Here is a 17,269-nt window from a genome sequence, read left to right on the forward strand (position 1 = left end):
ATTAGAAGTTATGGATCCGAAAAATAATAACAGAAGAGATTTTTTGAAGCTGACCAGTTTGTCTGGGATGGGGCTTGTAGGGGCTCAATTTATTACGGGATGTGCCAATTCGGAAGCGCAATCGACAGAATCCGAGGATTCCGTGGTGAAGTTGGCTCAAAGAAAATATAATCAATCGTTTAATATGTGTGGGTATGGAGCCCCAGCGATTCCTACTGTGAGAATAGGATTTGTAGGTCTGGGTAGCAGAGGACCTGGAGCTGTAAAACGAATGAGTTATTTGGAAGGGGTGGAAATAAAAGCCCTTTGTGATGTGCGACCTGAACAGGCTCAAGCGGCCAAAGATTTATTAAAGGGTACAAATCACGATCCGGAGTTGTATACTGACGGGGAGGATGCATGGAAAATGATGTGTCAGCGCGAAGATCTGGATTTAATTTATATTGCAACACCATGGAGCCTGCATACACCAATGGCCGTTTATGCCATGGAGCAAGGAAAGCATGCGGCCACAGAAGTTCCAGCTGCTACTACTCTCGAAGAATGCTGGCAACTGGTTGAGACTTCGGAACGGACCAAAAAGCATTGCTGTATATTGGAAAATTGTTGCTACGATTTTTTTGAATTGCTGACACTAAATATGGCGCGCCAGGGGTATTTTGGAGAGATTTTTCATGGGGAAGGTGCCTATATTCACGACATATTGGATGCCTTTGGTTCAAGAAAGCGTTTTAATAGTTGGCGCCTAAGACAAAATATGGATCGAAGGGGAAATTTATATCCCACACATGGTTTGGGGCCAATCTGTCAGATAATGAATGTAAATCGTGGGGATAAAATGGATTATTTAACCTCTACTTCTACTAATGACTTCATGATGGCTGCCAAGGTTAAAGAATTAGCTGCTGAAGACGAAAGTTTTGCTGAGTTTGATGGTAAAGAATTCCGGGGCAATATGAATACGTCTGTTGTTAAGACCCATCAAGGCAAGACCATTATGATTCAACACGATGTATCCTCACCAAGACCGTATTCACGTATTCACTTAATAAGTGGTACTAAGGGGGCCGCAAGAAAATGGCCACTTCCGGGAAAGATTGCATTAGGACATGAAGGATGGCATTCTGAAGAAGAAATGAAGAAAATAGAAGAACAATATACACCGGAAATGGTGAAATTATTAGGTGATATGGCTCGAAAAGCTGGAGGTCATGGAGGAATGGATTTTTTGATGGATTGGCGGTTAATTGATTGTTTAAGACATGGACTTCCACTGGACCATGATGTGTATGATGCGGCTTCGTGGAGTGCTATCTTTCCATTAAGTGAATGGTCTGTAAATAATCGTTCCGCACCCATTGACTTCCCTGATTTTACGGGTGGTGCCTGGGAAAACAATGCTCCTGTAGATAAATCCCTTAAGAATGGTGTTTCTACAGGTGTAGTAATTTCATAACACCTAAATCCATACCTGCTCCATGAAATAACTTTCAGGATAAGTTTGCTTGTATACCTATGAAATGATATATTTTTTAATCCCTGGAATTAGGTGGTTTTTGGGGTTTTAGATATTGTTCTTTAAGTAAAAATCAATACATTTAGTCTTTAAAAATAAACTAGTTTAGACGATTTTAATGCCTGTTTTCATTCCCATTAATCTAATACCCAGCTACCATGACTACAATTGACTATATTATTCTTTTTAGCTACTTTATTGGTGTAGTCCTTTTCGGATTGTGGATTTCAAGGCAGGTGAAAAGTAGTGATTCGTACTTCAGGGGGAACAGGAAATTTAAGTGGTGGATTATGATGGGGCAGGCTTTTGGTACTGGGACCCATGCGGAAATGCCTGTAGCTCAGGCGGGAGTGACTTATCATTTGGGCTTTGCGACGATTTGGTACCAATGGAAAAATATGCTGATCACCCCATTTTATTGGTTGTTGGCACCCTTCTACCGGAGAAGTGACAAAACCACAGTAGGGGAAATCCTGGAAGAAAGGTATGGTAGAAGAATTGGATTAGTTTACTCTATATTCGCCATACTTTTTTTCGTCTTTAATATGGGGGCGATGTTGCAGGGGGCTGCTAAAGTTATTTCGGTAATCAGTGATGGACTTCTTTCACCTAATCTCGTCGTTATATCCATGACAGTGGCTTTCATTATTTATAGTTTTGCCGGGGGATTATTGGCTGCGGCATACACTGATTTTTTTCAGGCCCTCCTTATTATTGTACTATCTATTATGCTGATCCCACTTGGATTGAATGAAGTGGATGGTTTTTCAGGGATGAAAGAGGTGCTTCCTGAAGACTTCTTTTATTTATTGAGTGATGCGAGTGGAATTAATAGTTTTACCCTGGCGATGTTAGCTGTAAATGGATTTGTAGGGATCACCGCCCAGCCTCACATGGTGTCAATGTGTGCTACGGGAAATACTGAGCGATCGGGAAGAATTGGACAGACATTTGGTTCGATGGTGAAGCGAATGGTGACGATTGGCTGGGCGTTGACGGGGTTAATTGTCGCCGCATTGGTGATTAAAAACGGGGACGTACTGGAAGACCCTGAAATGGCATTCGGTTATGGTGCAAGGGAATTGCTAGGACCAGGGCTAGTGGGACTTATGTTTGCCGCAATAGTGGCTGCAAATATGTCAACGTGTTCAACATTTATGGTAAATAATGGAGCTCTTTTTACGCAAAATATTTACAAAGAGTATATTAATCCTGATGCTCCGGATAAAAAGCTATTATCGATGGGGCGATATTCCGGATTGGTATTGTCCCTGGTAGCGGCATTGTTTGCATTGAGTATCAAAAATGTCCTTCATGCCTTTTTATTTACCGAGACCATAGCTGCGTTTGTAGGTATTATATTTTTAGGAGGTATTGTTTGGAAGCGCGCAAATCGATACGGTGCTGCAGCAGCATTATTAGTTTCATTGACCAGTTATTACGGGATTAATTATTTCAACACAGGGGAATTGGTGTTGGTGTATAAATGGGAACCGGCACCGTTTGGCTGGGCTATGTTACTGGGATTTTTCTCTTTTTGGTTGTTTAGTGTACTTACCCGACGTGAAGATACCAACAGAATGGAAGCCTTTTTTGATAAGATGAGGCGAAGATCTGATGTCGAAGAAGTGGATGAGAATGGCAAACCTCCTTTGGGTGCAGAATCCGGACACGATTTAATTTTGTTGGATTTGCCGGGTTGGTTGAAGAAAGAACGTTGGAATAATTTCTTTACCCGGTATCGTGAGGATTTGGTAGGATTTGCATTGGGATGGATATTTATCGGTGTGATTATATTATTCGCCTGGGGGATTTTACAGATCAAATAGGGAGAACTGCATCAAGTTGGTTTTTGGTAAATGGTAGGCGGCAGACCGGGCTTCAAGACTTATGATGTGAACACTGAAATCACCTTAGTTCCCAATATCGCAAAAAGTTCGGTGTTTAGATCCCGAGGAGTAATATCTAATGCAAAAAAGTGGAGGTAACTTTTTCTCTTGTGTTAAGCATCTATGGAATAATTTCGCTGCGACAGTGGAGAATCAATATAAAAAGCCGAACAGCCATAAAGGAACTTTATTTCCTATACTTTCTTCGATATCATCAGCAGCTATATAGGCATTTGGAATACCTATGATTTGTTTCTTTGTTTTGGATGCCCCCCCTATTTCGAATATATAGGTATCATCTATCATGAAATCTCCATATTTTGGTGATGTGACAGAATGAAGAACCTGAAGTTGATTATAAAAAAATGTTTCTCTCAGATTCCCTACATTGGGTTTCCCTTCTGCCAGGGGGTAAATAAGATTAGGGTTTTGCAAAAAGATTTTTTCAGGTTTTTGCAAGTGACTTACACCTTTCGTTTCACGTTTTAGTAAGAGCAATAAGCCTGCTTGCATTAATACATCCAAAAGTTTGAGTAATGAATTTCTCGGGATGTCAAGCTTGCGAGATAATTTATTGATATTCGGTGTGAAAGGGACGGATTGACTGATTACATATAGTAACTTTTTCATATTCCTTAAGGAAGAATAATTCATATTAACGACAGGAGCAATGTCGACTTCGGATACAAGATTAACGGTGTCCAGGAGTTTTTGCCCGAATATTTGTTTACCTTCTTTAAAGAATGGGTAATATCCGTATTGGAGGTATGTTTTGAAAAAGGGTAGCGGTGCGAATAAATCTCTGGCTGTATTTGCTATTTGGGAATGATTATTCAGAATGGTTCCCAAATTATAAGACTCGGTTTTGATGTTGTATTCCAGTTGCAAAAACTCTCTAAATGATAACCCTGGGAGGTAGTATAGAGATGCTCTTCTCGACAAGTCTGAGTGACCTTTTTTAACTTCTAAAATAGAGGATCCGGTGACTCTGATTCTGATGTCCGAATAGCTGTCGTATATATTTTTTAGATCCCTGGACCAATATTGATATCGATGTACTTCATCCAGGTAAAAGTGACGATAGCCCATTTTATGGAGGGAATCAATTAAATAGACAAGTCGATTGCTTTCAAAATAAATGTCATCCAAACTAAGATAAATACTTTGAGATGGTGACTTTTTCATCTTTTGCAATAGCATAGTTGTTTTTCCGGTACCCCTTTGTCCCAGAATAATTACAAGGCGTTGTGTCCAGTCAACTCTGTCAATTAAAAATCGTGAAAATTGAATGGGCGTGTCCGCTACTTTTCTCCCGGATATGTTTTGCAGTCTTTCCAAGCCGTATTAATGCTTTTTATAAATAACAAAAGTAATAAATGTTAAATAGAAAAAGCAAAATTTGACAATGTTAAATAGAAAAAGCAAAATTAAACGGTCCGGTAATTTCCCTGAAAAGGGTTTTTTACTTATTTGCAATATACTGTGAGACCGGACCTTTTATGGAAAATCCGGATAATTTTTCTCTTTGGAGAAGACTTTTATACCCAGTTCGTTCTCTCGAAAGCTGCCTTGTATTCGGATGGACTTCTTCCAGTGATGTTTTTAAACTGTTGGTTGAAATTGGATTGCGTTTGAAATCCGCTGGCATAACAAGCCTCCGATACCATAGCATTTTTTTCGATCAAAAGTTTGCAGGCGTAACCGATTCGTATTTCACTGACAAAATTGGAAAAAGTTTTATTGGCGTGAGCGGTAAAGTACCGGCTAAAAGACGATGGAGTCATATTGGCGATTTCAGCCACTTCTTTTAATGTGATTTTTTTATGAAAATTTTTAAGGACATAAGAATGAACCCGGTTCATACGATCTGTGTCCCCGGCATTAAAGTTATTTTGGTATTCCGGACTGGCCAGAAGTTCGATGTTTTCGATTTTTGATAATTTATTGAGAATATTGAGAAGGTGAATAATACTGTCAAAATCCTGTTTATCGACCAGTTGCAGCATATCTTTTTTGATGGATTTTGTTACACTTCCATCTATTTTTATCCCCCTGTGCGATTTATAAAACAAAGTTCTGATAAGTACTAATTCTGACTTGCCAAGTAATTTTTTTCCTACCAGATTTTCATTGAAATAGATAACAATTCCGTCGGTATTCAATGAATTATTACCCTGAAAGTATTCTGGATCACTCCGCCAAAGATGGGGCAGGTCCGGACCTGTAAAAACAAGATCACCAGGCCCGAATGTCTGGACGTTGTCTCCTACAAAACGCGTACCGGAACCTTTGAGGACAGTGAATAATTGGTATTCCGGGTGAAAATGCCAATTAGCATCGAAGTGAGGATCTTGTAACCTTTTACATATAAATGCATGAGAATCGGGTATGGGAGATTTTGATAATGGTGCTTTCATTCTTTTTTACATAAATAATTTGTCATCAAATTTAAGTAACAGTTTAATTCAATGATAAAATATAGTTTATTTTAGTGAAAATAGTGTATGTTGGTTCCGTTAATTATTTTGATATTTGTCATATTGACAATTTTGAATACAATGGTGAGAATGAAAATATGTATTATTGTTTTGTTTTCTGTCTTATTGGTGGGATGTTCTTCCAATGATGGTGAAAAGCAGGATGATCTACCTCGTCCGATTGAGGTGCTATTTCTCGGGCATGCCAGCGAACACCACGATTCCTATAAATGTGCTCCGATTCTGGTAAAAGCATTTACCAAAGATGGTATCAATATTTCCTACTCTGAAAATACGCTTGACCTAAACGATAAAAATCTGGAATCCTATGATGCATTAATCATTTATGCGAATCACGAAGAAATAGGGAAGGAACAAGAAAAGGCGTTACTAGATTTTGTAAAAGGAGGAAAAGGATTTGTACCTATTCATTGCGCGAGTTTTTGTTTTCAAAACTCTGAAGAGTATATTGACATGGTTGGTGGCCAGTTCAAGGAACACGAGACTGGTATTTTTACAGCAGAAATAGTGGATAATGAACATCCGTTAATGACAGATATTGATACTTTTTCCACCTGGGATGAAACCTATGTTCATCATAAACTATCAGAGGATAGGACCGTTTTGATGGAACGGGTAGAAGGGGAGCATAGGGAGCCCTGGACCTGGGTGAAAGATTATGGCGATGGAAAGGTATTCTACACCGCTTATGGACACGATGAAAGAACCTGGAATAATCCGGGGTTTCAAAAACTGATAAAGGAAGGAATCAAATGGGTAGTTAACGATCATGTTAAGGATCTCTGGACAAAATACAACGACACTTTGCCTCAATTACAATATGTGGAAATGGATAATATCCCTAACTATGAAAAGAGGGATCCAGCGCCACAATATCAAAAACCACTAAGTCCAAGGGAGTCCAGATTGTTAACACAAGTCCCACCGGGATTTGAACTGAAGCTATTTGTTTCCGAACCGGATATTGTCAATCCCATATCCATGGATTGGGATGAAAAAGGCCGCCTTTGGGTAATAGAGACAGTAGATTATCCCAATACGGTAAGGAATGATAAAGGCCAGGGGGATGACCGTATAAAGATTTGTGAAGATACGGATGGCGATGGCCGGGCAGATACGTTTACTGTGTTTGCAGAGGGGTTAAATATTCCTACCAGTTTTACTTTTGCCAATGGCGGTATTATTGTTTCCCAGGCGCCGCAATTTTTGTTTTTGAAAGATACGGACGGTGACGATAAAGCAGATGTAAAGGAAGTGCTTATGGAAGGTTGGGGTACTTTTGATACCCATGCCGGTCCTTCCAATTTGCAATATGGATTAGATAACCGGATATGGGGGACGGTGGGGTATTCAGGATTTGAGGGTAATATTGATGGGGAAGAGTTAAAATTCAGGCAAGGTTTTTATAGCTTTAATAAAGATGGGACTGAGTTGGAAGTTTTGACTTATACAAGTAACAATACCTGGGGGCTTGGATTCTCCGAAGGGAATTCGGTTTTTGGATCCACAGCAAATAATACACATAGTGTTTTTATGGGTATCCCGAATAGATATTACGAAGGAATTGAAGGAATCAGGCCTTTTGGAAGCGCAAAGATTGATGGACATTATGCAATGCATACCGCTACTGATAAAGTCCGACAGGTAGATGTTTTTGGGGGATTTACAGCCGCAGCCGGACATCGATTTTATACGGCCCGAAAATATCCAGAAGAATATTGGAATAAATATGCATTTGTATGTGAACCTACGGGGCACCTGGTACACATCGCAAGAATTGAAAAGGAAGGCGCTGGTTATATTGAAAAAGATGGTTGGAATCTGGTCGCCGGAGCTGATGAATGGTTTTCTCCGGTGGAGGCTAAAGTGGGTCCCGATGGAAATGTATGGATAGCAGATTGGTATAATTTTATCGTTCAGCATAATCCTACACCATCTCCGGATCGCGGAGGATATCAGGCAGAAAATGGGGATGGGAATGCCTATGTAAATCCCCTCCGGGACAAAGAACACGGTAGAATATGGAGGTTGGTACAAAAAAGTGATAAGCAGGGAAATAAATTAGAGTTAAGTAAAGAAGATCCGCAGGAGCTTATACATGAATTGAATAATTCCAATATGTTTTGGCGGACAACTGCGCAAAGATTGCTGGTAGAAAGAGGGGAAATTGATGTTGAAGATGATTTGGTTAATATGGTGGCCAACCAGGAATTGAATGAAATTCATCAAAATCCCGGTGCATTACATGCATTTTGGGCATTGGAGGGTTTGGGGTATTTTGCATCGTTAGGAGAGGATAATGTTAGGTTGTTACAAGATGCATTGAACCATGCCTCCGTCCCTGTTCAGCGAGCAGCGATTCAAATCCTGGAAAGATTTGACAGGGGAAAGAAAGTTTTATTGGAAAGTAATGTTTGGAATGACTCGGACCCAGAGGTGAGGCTCGCAGGAATAATCAGTCTTGTAGGAATGAAGGAAAATCCTGATATAGGAATGGAGTTGTTTAATATGTATGGAAATGATCCTAAGGTGGTAGAAGATGAATGGCTCTCTCAGGCGTTATATCTTGCCGCTGCAAAACACAAATCCGGATTTTTAAAAGGGTATGTCATTGAAAATGGTAAGTTTGATGGTTCTGGGTTAAGCGAGGAAGAAAAAACAGAATGGTTGAATAACTTTCTGCTTAATTATTGGAGTGATGATATTGATTTTGAAGTTGCCAGCATCAAAAAGGGAAGTTCAGCAGCTACAGAATCATTTGAGGTTGGAGTGATTCAAAATGAAATGAAATACGATGTATCTGAGATAGAGGTGACGGCCGGGGCGTCGGTAGAAATTACTTTTAGCAATCCGGATTTCATGCAACACAATCTGGTGATTGGTGAAATGGGTGCCTTGCAGACCATCGGGGCTGCTGCTGATAAAATGGCTTTGGATCCGGATGGGGCTGAAAAACAGTATGTACCTGACATCGATGAAGTCTTGTTTTCTACTCCATTGGTCAATCCCGAAGAACAATATGTATTGAAGTTTACTGCGCCATCAAAAGCCGGTGAATACCCATTTGTATGCACTTTTCCGGGGCATTGGAGGATTATGAATGGTGTTATGAAGGTCGTGGGTAGTGAAAAATTGTAAAGATAAAATATGCCGAAATTAGGAATTAGTACCTGGATATGGACGTCCCCTTTTAAAACTGAAACACAAAGGTTATTTCCAAAAATTAAACAAATGGGATATGATGCAGTAGAGATTCCTGTTGAATACCCAGAAGAGATTGATGGTAAGGAAATAAGAAAAGCGTTGATAGACAATGATTTGGTGCCCATCGTTTGCGGAGCCTTTGGCCCGGGGCGGGATTTAACCAGTGAGGATAAAAAAGATCATGAAAATTGCTTCGAATACTTGAAACAGTGCTTTGACCTTTGTAAGGAATGGGGGGGCGGATTTGTTGCAGGACCGATGTATTCTGCCGTCGGCAAAGTACGGATGTTACCTGCAGATAAGAGAAAGGAAGAATGGCTGAGAGCGGTAGAAAACTTGAGGAAGGCGTGTGAATTAGCCTATAGTCACGATGCTAGGATTGCATTAGAGCCACTCAATCGATTTGAGTCGGATTTGGTAAATACTTCGACTGATGTGGTTCGATTGGTAAAAGATATTAACCATCCTTCCGCAGGTATAATGTTGGATTCTTTTCATATGACGATTGAAGAGGTGAACCTGGAAGAAGCCATTATACACGCAGGTAGTCATTTGTTGCACTTTCAGGTTTCTGAGAACCACAGGGGAATACCCGGTACGGGGTTGACGGATTGGAATAGTATAAAAAGAGGTTTAGATCGAGCAGGCTACGAAGGTGTGGTGAGTATTGAAAGTTTTACCCCGGCGATTAAGGAATTGGCTGGTGCCGTATGTATATGGAAGACTTTTGCCGATAGTCAGGACGAGTTTGCAGAGCGAGGGTATCGGTTTTTGAATAGTTTGTTCGATTCATAAAATTGAATGAGAAATAAGATAAGTAATGCGACCTCGTTGAGGTCGGATATCTGATCCAGGCGAGATGACTAACATAATGTGACTCCTTTGGGGTCTTCGGACAAATTGTATTTATTCAGAAATATGACTTAGTACCTAAATGATACAGGATGGTGATGAATTTGTCAAATTAAAAATTAAGAAAGCAGAATTAATGCTTATTGTCAAAAGGATTCCGGTCCAAATAGTTGCCGAAGGAGGGTAAGATTATATTGGAAAAAATGAGGTGTTGAGGTTGTTCAGGATGCGAAGGCTAACAAAATGTGACCCCAGGCGTTTCAGCCTGGACATGCCCTCAGGGGGCTGTTGAGGATTAAAGACTCGTGTAGGTGTCAGAATATGTTAGCAAAGGACCATAAAAATCCAGCCAACCCCATAGGGGTGTAGGAGTAAAAAAAACTGATAGAACGGATAAATAGCCAACATAAGAAGGATGCCGTCGGGATCGGAAAAAGTTAGAAAAGTGATAAAAGAAAGGCAAGTTAATAGAATTGTCTGGTGGATAAGGTTTGTAGGATGAAATGTAGGAAAAAGGGGAAATACTGGGGAAAAGAATTAAGAAGGATCCCGGAGGGATCACATTATGTTAGAAAAGAAGAGTGATTAGGCAATGTGATCGACCCCGTAGGGTGTCGCATTATTTAAAGAATTAATTATTAGGTAAATTATAAAAATATAAAAGAATAAAAAATGAATATAGCAATTGTCGGTCTTGGTTTCGGTGCAGAATTTATTCCTATTTACCAAAGGTATCCTGGAGTGAATATGTATGCAATTTGCCAAAGAACCGAGTCGAAATTAAATGAGGTGGGTGACCAATTCAATATTGAAAAGAGGTATACATCCTACGATGACCTGTTAAACGATCCCGATGTAGACGCTGTACATATTAATACCCCGATTCCTAATCACGGTGAACAAAGCATAAAAGCGCTAAAAGCGGGTAAACATGTAGCGTGTACTGTCCCCATGGCTACAACGGTTGAAGAATGTGAAGAAATAGTACGACTAACAACTGATACAGGGTTGACCTATATGATGATGGAGACGGTGGTCTATGCCAGGGAATTCCTTTTTATGAGAGAAAAATTTGAAAAAGGGGAACTCGGGAAAGTCCAATTTTTGAAAGCTAGCCATCAGCAAGATATGGATGGATGGCCGGATTACTGGCCTGGTTTGCCTCCAATGCATTACGCAACACACTGTGTAGGGCCCGTTCTCGGATTGACACGTGATCAGGCTGAATATGTATCTTGTTTTGGATCGGGTACGATACGGGAAGAGCTTCACAGTTATTATAATTCTCCTTTTGCGGTAGAAACTACCCATGTTAAGTTTAAAGATTCGGATTTGACCGGGTACGTTTATCGTTCGTTATTTGATGTAGCACGACAATACAGGGAAAGTTTTGAAGTATACGGATCGAAGCAGTCGGTAGAATGGCCTTTGATTGAGCACGATCCTTTGGTAGTGCATACAGCAAAGAAACCGGAACCTGAAATCCCTGAAGAAACTGAGTGCCCGGATTATGCACATTCACTACCGGAAGAGATACAGCCCTTTACGACAGGGGGTGTTTATGATTCTGACGACAATCATCATTTGTCTTTTACGCAAGGTGCAGGTCACGGTGGCTCTCATCCCCATTTGGTACATCATTTTGTTCAGGCTGTAAAAGGAAATGGCGATGGGTATCCCAATGCAGTAGAATCTGCTAACATTACGTGTGTGGGTATACTTGCCCATGAATCAGCTTTGAAAGGTGGTGAAATCATAAAAATGCCGGAATTTACATTGAAGTAAGAATACGTGTTATATAAATTTCTATTGAGTAAAATCGGGGCTGTAAAGACAGTTCCGGTTTTTTTTTGTTTCTAGTCGTATGGAAAACTCTTTGTTTTCAGTGTGGAATGCAGGGGCATTGATCTATGGATTGAGGTGAAATTTGGCGACAATCGAGAATTATATAATGTCATGTCTCCTCTTCCATTTGATTCCTGATCTTTTGGTAAGCAATGCGCATTTGAGATTCTACCGTTTTTACAGAAATTTCCAGTTTCTTTGCTATTTCCCTGTAAGGTAGTCCCTGGATTTTGCTTAGGGTGAGAATTTCTCGGCACCGGTCGGGGAGGTTGTCAATAATGGACATAATCTTTTGTGTATTTCTTTCGATTTGAAAGAAGAAGATGATCATCCATTTATTAACCACAGTTATACACAGGAATATTGGCATTTACAGGGTCCTGTTCGAAAGAAAAAGTGATCATCAATTGCTTTGATAGGGGAGATATATTTGAATATAATTCAGGGTGATATCAGGGTTTTGCAAAATTCAGTAAATGTCCAGATTGAAAAATAGATAACAACCATATTTACCAGGGTAAATAATAGAACTTAACCATATAAATTGCCATATTTGGAAAAAAATCAAATCCATATAATATGATTAGAGCAATAGTCATTATCTGTTTTGTAATTAACATCTACCAAATAAGTGTAGGGCAAGAAATTAATAAGAATTTATTGCCAGAGATCAGCCAACATGATACAGATCATTTTCAAATCCGTATCAATAAACCATCTTCCTCACCTATTACTATCCTACAGGTAACAGATTTGCATCTGGGTAGTACCGATGAAGGTAAATGGAAGAAGGATATCATCACCTTTCGCCGGATCAAACAGTTGGTAGATACCTATAATCCGGATATGATAGCAATTACAGGTGATTTGCTGACAGGCGAAAAGCCATTTGGAGCTTTGCTTTGTGCTTCCGTTGTTAATTTTTTTGACGGACTGGAACGACCCTGGCTTTATGTATTTGGGAACCACGATCCGGAGGGAGGTTTTGGACGGGATCAAATTGCTGAAGTGTTTGCTGTCTCGAAATGGGGTGTATTGGGTAAGCATACCGTAGAAAATGAACACACAAAAAAGTATGATTATATGGTGGATTTGATCTATGAGGGTGGTGAAGCCCCTGCCTGGCAGATTTATGGTTTTGATTCAGGGTCTCAGGAAGGATTTAAGTCGATTAAGGAGGATCAGTTGCAGTGGTACAAAGAAGTATCGGAACAAACAGTTAGACAATATGGAGGACCTGTCCGGGCTATTTCAATTTTTCACATTCCATTAATTGAGTATCAATATTTAAAAGATGATAATACTATTAAAAAATATGGGGAAAGCCGGGAAAAAGTATATTATGAAGAAGATGATGGATCAGTTTATCAGGCTTTTCTCGATGTAGGAAATATAGAAGCTGTTTTTGTAGGGCACGATCATTATAATAATTATTGGGGAACTTACAAAGGAGGTATCATCCTTGCTTATGGATTTATCAGTGGAGAGGCCACAAAATATGCCTGGCCCCCGGGAGGTAAATTAATTACTTTGCCCGGAGATGGCGCAGAAATTCAAATGAAGAATGTATCTCCGGACTATCGAGAAGAGGACTATGGTTATTAACCCATAATATTGAGCGATGAGAATCGGTCGTTAGCATGTGCATATTATTTGGATTGATTTCATAATTAAAGGGACAATGTTGGGTTTGCCAAAAAAAAGTGGTTGCAAGAAACGAGGGCCCAGGGGAGCTTCTTCAGTGATGGGATGGCATGACAAAGAATAATCAAGATGTAATGATCAGTTCTTATTGTAGACTTACCTATCTTTTGAAAAGATCTTAAACCCTTTTTATACTTTGAAATGGGATATATTTTCCTTCCGAAAGGTTAGGCCAACAGTAATCTTTATCTATTTTACTGAGAAAATAAGTATGTCAAATAATTCTTCTTTGGATGTATATATGACCTTGGCCAAAGCAAAAATTCGTTCAAATAACCTGTTCCAGGCATCTAAAATAATCTCGGGATAATAGTGCTATATTAATTTTTTGAACCAGATATTTGAATTCTGTAAGAATAGGTTTGTTTACGGTGGTCTTACTGCAAAAATAATCTATCAACCTCATTATAAATCCTGATTCAAGGACTCATATAAATTTACCTTGTAGAGTCGAAAGGCCGGAAGCAGGGCTGCTACTAAACAAACTATGAGAATCAACACGACCATTCCCCACTCTGCTGAGGACACAGTCAAAAAGGGAATACTTACCTGATAGGATTCTTGCATCCATTGGTTGGTTTTAGTAATACCCAGGAAAGTAAATAAATATCCCAGCAGAATACCGGTAATTCCGATGAGCAAAGATTCGAAAACTATTATTTTGAGGACATCACTCCGTTTTCCTCCCAGCATCCGAATTACAGCCATATCCCGAATCCTGTTTTTGAGATTCATAAGCTGGGAAAGAAAAATGCTGATCAACGAAATAATCAATATGGCATATGCGAGCAGTCGTGTAATATCAAATCCTGCTCCCATAAGTTGATATAACCTATTGATCTCAATCGCTGGGTCCGCAGCCATGATTTTAGTATGTTCATTTATATTCCTTCCAAAATTGAGAATTTGCATGGATTTACCGGTAAAAGTAATAAGAACGGATGTTATCTCATGGTCTGGGTATTTGGACAAATCCCGGGTGGACAATACCACCGGTGTGGAGAGGAATGACTCTTCATCGTGTTCGTGCTGAGCCCATACTGTAGAGGGATTCGTGAAAATAAGATGGTCTGTTATCATTCCTGCCGGAGAAAAAATACCCACTACTTCCAGTTCTCCGCCGTGATCGTGCTCGAATCCTTCATCTCGGATTCCATGTCCGCTAACGAAATGATCGCCTAATTGGAGATTGCGTTCTTTTGCCACTGTAGATCCGATAATAACCTCGTTATTTGTTTCAATCATTCTTCCCTGGGCGAGCTCTAGTTCGTAATGGTCATAGAAGGCCAATGTAGTACCCACTATTCGATTTCCCTGATAATTATCACCCAGAGAAAGAGGGATAGCTGTCTCAATGAAGGGGTGGTCTTCGCGCAAGTGAGGTATTGCATCCTCGATAGCAATATTGCCGGTAGGGGCGTCAATATGAAATAAATTACATAACACTGATTGGAGCGGACTACCCTTGGCACTTAAAATAAGGTCTATATCGGCCAGATTATCATTAAATCGCTTTTCTACCTGTTGGTTTAGCCGTACGCTAAAAACTATCATTGCCACGCTCAAACCAATCAGTAAAATTGAAAGAATCGGAGCCAGAGGTTGATGGAGTAAATTCTTTATAGCTATTTTGATAACACTCATGACAAATCCATTTTTTGACTAAAATAGGGGTCAAGTCTTAGGTCGTGGGTCACTACTATTAAGCCAGCATTGATGGTTTTTGCAGATTGGATTAGGAGGTTGATGACATCTTCTGTGCGTTGATCATCTAAGGCGGAAGTAGGTTCGTCTGCAAGAATAAAAGAAGGTTTTTGCAATAAAACTCTTGCAATGGTGGTACGCTGTTTTTCCCCACTACTGATTTGTCCGATTTTTTTATTTTTTACTTTTTCAAGGTCTAGTAGGCATAAAATCTCAGGTATTTGAGTCGCTACTTCTTTTGGTGATATAAAGTTTGTAGCCAATTGTACATTTTCATTTACTGTAAGAGAAGGCAATAGTCTGGCTTCCTGGAAAATCAATCCAAAATTTCGGGCTCTGAAACGATCTTTTTCGACGATAGGTAGTGTTGAAAATTCCACATCACCTACCATTATTTTTCCACTATGTAAGGGAATGATTCCACATAATGCATATAACCAACTGGTTTTACCACACCCTGAAGGGCCTTTGATCAATATGCGTTCACCTGCCTTCAGTTCCAGGTCAGGAAAACGAAGGAGTGTTGAGTTTTTATATTTTATTGATAGTTGGCTGGTTTTTAAATTCATATCCTTAGATGCCTGGATACAATGATACCAAAAGCAAACGAATAAGTATAATTTACCAGCAGGTATTGTGTGTCAAATTCGGAGTTGGAAATAATTGTAAATGGGCCGCTCTTATTTAATGAGAATCGTCATTACTTTCCGAATTTTTCTGATAATAAATTCCAAAGTTCCGGGTGGCCATTATCGAATCCCAGTGCCCAAATTCCTACTCCGCCCAGTTTTTTTCTTTTTATCCAGTCGTATTTGATGGATAATGATGAGGAATCATCAAACCACAATTGTGTGAAATGGTTCCCGTTATCAGGCATATTTCTATAACCCGAAGATACTATACTGTCAAACAATCCTCTCCCTAGTGACAGGTCAGAATATTTTTCCTGTATGGTACTGTAGGATAAATGATCGTTGAATTTTTCAGCTTTTGAAGCAAATGTGGTGTCCGTTACTGTCCATTCCGCCCCGTAATAGGGAAGGCCTACAATTAGTTTTGACGGCTTGATTCCTTTTTCAATATAATTGCCGACAGAAGATTCCAGGCAATTCTCACCAAAGTTATGGCTTTTCCTTAAAGGAGCGACCGGGCCGGCATTTGTGCTGAATCCTCCGTAATAATCATATCCCATCAATGTGTAGAAATCAATATATGGGTCAATAGCTGTGATCTCAAAAATGTGGTTGTAATCCACGGCATAAAGACAAATAGATACCATATATTCGGGATCTGCTTGTTTGATTCTTTGGGAGATCTTTCTTACAAAGGCAGAAAATTGTGTTTTATTATCGGTGGGTATAGATTCAAAATCTATATTGATTCCATTCGCACCACGCAAGGACAAAAGGTGAATAACACTGTCAATCAAAGTGCTCTGGGCATTGGGGTTGTTTAAAAACCGTTCGTTGTTTTCTTTTCCGAAATTGGCTACGGTAAGAAAGGTATTGCAGTTATATGCTTTGGCACTATCGATTAAGGCGGTTGTTTTCCATTGATGTATATTTTTATAGGATCCGTTTTCAGGATCTACGATATATGCGAAATAGGCGACCCCCCACAATAGGGAAAAATTATAATCCCTATATGTTGAACCGCGGGAGTACAGATGCCACCCAAAGGTCCGGTAGTTAGGATCTCTTTCGTATTCTCCCCGGTGTCCGGATGTATGAATTGTGTTGTTTATACGGTCCCAGTGTTTTTCAGAGGAAGCGTTGAGTTTACCGTATTTCAATTCGTGAAGGTAATGTGCGCTGAGAGTATCATTAGGGGAGAAGGGGGCATCCCGCTTTTTGAATGAATCTCTATTTTCCCCGGATTGGATACAACCGAATGATATAATTGCCAAAAGAAGAAAGATTAATATGTTTTTCATGGTCTTTAAATATACAATAATTTAATACCCGAAAGAATGCGTGTTGGGAGCCTTGGGTAATTCCATTTTGATCGAAGGACTAGGTAAAGAAATGGTATAAGGGAAATAGAGGTTAATCTCTGAT

The 17,269-nt window shown here is 39.7% G+C and carries 12 protein-coding genes; 6 read left to right on the forward strand and 6 right to left on the reverse strand.

All coding sequences use genetic code 11. The features are described from left to right. Window positions 1–10: 10 nt before the first annotated feature. On the forward strand, window positions 11–1,456 hold the full coding sequence (locus tag LVD47_RS13505) for a Gfo/Idh/MocA family protein (RefSeq protein ID WP_236977215.1): 1,446 nt from the start codon (window positions 11–13) through the stop codon (window positions 1,454–1,456). Window positions 1,457–1,674: 218 nt separating this feature from the next. Next, the gene (locus LVD47_RS13510) at window positions 1,675–3,345 is read left to right on the forward strand and encodes a sodium:solute symporter family protein (RefSeq protein ID WP_236977225.1); all 1,671 of its coding nucleotides are present in this window, start codon (window positions 1,675–1,677) and stop codon (window positions 3,343–3,345) included. 213 nt (window positions 3,346–3,558) lie between these two features. On the opposite strand, the gene LVD47_RS13515 is transcribed toward LVD47_RS13510, so the two are convergent. Together LVD47_RS13515 and LVD47_RS13520 are read right to left on the reverse strand one after the other, a co-directional pair. Beyond that, complete coding sequence (locus LVD47_RS13515) at window positions 3,559–4,743, reverse strand: AAA family ATPase (protein WP_236977227.1); 1,185 nt, start codon at window positions 4,741–4,743, stop codon at window positions 3,559–3,561. A 200-nt stretch (window positions 4,744–4,943) separates the two neighbouring features. Next, window positions 4,944–5,822, reverse strand: a complete 879-nt coding sequence (locus LVD47_RS13520) for an AraC family transcriptional regulator (protein ID WP_236977229.1) — start codon at window positions 5,820–5,822, stop codon at window positions 4,944–4,946. Window positions 5,823–5,972: 150 nt separating this feature from the next. On the opposite strand from LVD47_RS13520, the gene LVD47_RS13525 reads away from it, so the two are divergent. The 3 genes from LVD47_RS13525 to LVD47_RS13535 all read left to right on the forward strand — a co-directional run bounded on the left by LVD47_RS13525 (window position 5,973) and on the right by LVD47_RS13535 (window position 11,744). After that, window positions 5,973–9,041 (forward strand): PVC-type heme-binding CxxCH protein, encoded by a 3,069-nt coding sequence (locus LVD47_RS13525; RefSeq protein WP_236977231.1) that lies wholly within the window; start codon window positions 5,973–5,975, stop codon window positions 9,039–9,041. Between the two features lie 9 nt (window positions 9,042–9,050). Further along, a complete protein-coding gene (locus LVD47_RS13530) occupies window positions 9,051–9,902 on the forward strand; it encodes a sugar phosphate isomerase/epimerase family protein (RefSeq protein WP_236977233.1) in 852 nt (283 codons plus the stop codon). Window positions 9,903–10,631: 729 nt separating this feature from the next. After that, the gene (locus LVD47_RS13535; RefSeq protein WP_236977235.1) at window positions 10,632–11,744 is read left to right on the forward strand and encodes a Gfo/Idh/MocA family protein; all 1,113 of its coding nucleotides are present in this window, start codon (window positions 10,632–10,634) and stop codon (window positions 11,742–11,744) included. 169 nt (window positions 11,745–11,913) lie between these two features. Here LVD47_RS13535 and LVD47_RS13540 read toward each other — a convergent pair whose 3' ends face one another. After that, window positions 11,914–12,174 (reverse strand): RNA polymerase sigma factor, encoded by a 261-nt coding sequence (locus LVD47_RS13540; RefSeq protein ID WP_369427798.1) that lies wholly within the window; start codon window positions 12,172–12,174, stop codon window positions 11,914–11,916. A 209-nt stretch (window positions 12,175–12,383) separates the two neighbouring features. Here LVD47_RS13540 and LVD47_RS13545 point away from each other — a divergent pair, with 209 nt between their 5' ends. Continuing rightward, on the forward strand, window positions 12,384–13,409 hold the full coding sequence (locus LVD47_RS13545; protein ID WP_236977247.1) for a metallophosphoesterase: 1,026 nt from the start codon (window positions 12,384–12,386) through the stop codon (window positions 13,407–13,409). A gap of 504 nt (window positions 13,410–13,913) precedes the next feature. On the opposite strand, the gene LVD47_RS13550 is transcribed toward LVD47_RS13545, so the two are convergent. The 3 genes from LVD47_RS13550 to LVD47_RS13560 form a co-directional block, all read right to left on the reverse strand. Next, complete coding sequence (locus tag LVD47_RS13550; protein ID WP_236977249.1) at window positions 13,914–15,152, reverse strand: ABC transporter permease; 1,239 nt, start codon at window positions 15,150–15,152, stop codon at window positions 13,914–13,916. Beyond that, entirely contained in the window at window positions 15,149–15,781 is a 633-nt protein-coding gene (locus LVD47_RS13555) for an ABC transporter ATP-binding protein (RefSeq protein ID WP_236977251.1), read from the reverse strand. The genes LVD47_RS13550 and LVD47_RS13555 overlap by 4 nt, the downstream gene beginning before the upstream one ends. 131 nt (window positions 15,782–15,912) lie before the next feature. After that, complete coding sequence (locus tag LVD47_RS13560) at window positions 15,913–17,145, reverse strand: glycosyl hydrolase family 18 protein (protein WP_236977261.1); 1,233 nt, start codon at window positions 17,143–17,145, stop codon at window positions 15,913–15,915. Window positions 17,146–17,269: the final 124 nt, after the last annotated feature.

The organism is Membranihabitans maritimus, from assembly GCF_021729145.1.
GTDB lineage: Bacteria > Bacteroidota > Bacteroidia > Chitinophagales > Saprospiraceae > Membranihabitans > Membranihabitans maritimus.

What these genes read in the sequence shown, in the direction of transcription:
- LVD47_RS13550 (WP_236977249.1), bottom strand. Translation starts at nt 15,152, where the DNA reads ATGAGTGTTATCAAAATAGCTATAAAGAATTTACTCCATCAACCTCTG.
- LVD47_RS13545 (WP_236977247.1), top strand. Translation starts at nt 12,384, where the DNA reads ATGATTAGAGCAATAGTCATTATCTGTTTTGTAATTAACATCTACCAA.
- LVD47_RS13540 (WP_369427798.1), bottom strand. Translation starts at nt 12,174, where the DNA reads ATGCCAATATTCCTGTGTATAACTGTGGTTAATAAATGGATGATCATC.
- LVD47_RS13525 (WP_236977231.1), top strand. Translation starts at nt 5,973, where the DNA reads ATGAAAATATGTATTATTGTTTTGTTTTCTGTCTTATTGGTGGGATGT.
- LVD47_RS13535 (WP_236977235.1), top strand. Translation starts at nt 10,632, where the DNA reads ATGAATATAGCAATTGTCGGTCTTGGTTTCGGTGCAGAATTTATTCCT.
- LVD47_RS13520 (WP_236977229.1), bottom strand. Translation starts at nt 5,822, where the DNA reads ATGAAAGCACCATTATCAAAATCTCCCATACCCGATTCTCATGCATTT.
- LVD47_RS13505 (WP_236977215.1), top strand. Translation starts at nt 11, where the DNA reads ATGGATCCGAAAAATAATAACAGAAGAGATTTTTTGAAGCTGACCAGT.
- LVD47_RS13555 (WP_236977251.1), bottom strand. Translation starts at nt 15,781, where the DNA reads ATGAATTTAAAAACCAGCCAACTATCAATAAAATATAAAAACTCAACA.
- LVD47_RS13530 (WP_236977233.1), top strand. Translation starts at nt 9,051, where the DNA reads ATGCCGAAATTAGGAATTAGTACCTGGATATGGACGTCCCCTTTTAAA.
- LVD47_RS13560 (WP_236977261.1), bottom strand. Translation starts at nt 17,145, where the DNA reads ATGAAAAACATATTAATCTTTCTTCTTTTGGCAATTATATCATTCGGT.
- LVD47_RS13510 (WP_236977225.1), top strand. Translation starts at nt 1,675, where the DNA reads ATGACTACAATTGACTATATTATTCTTTTTAGCTACTTTATTGGTGTA.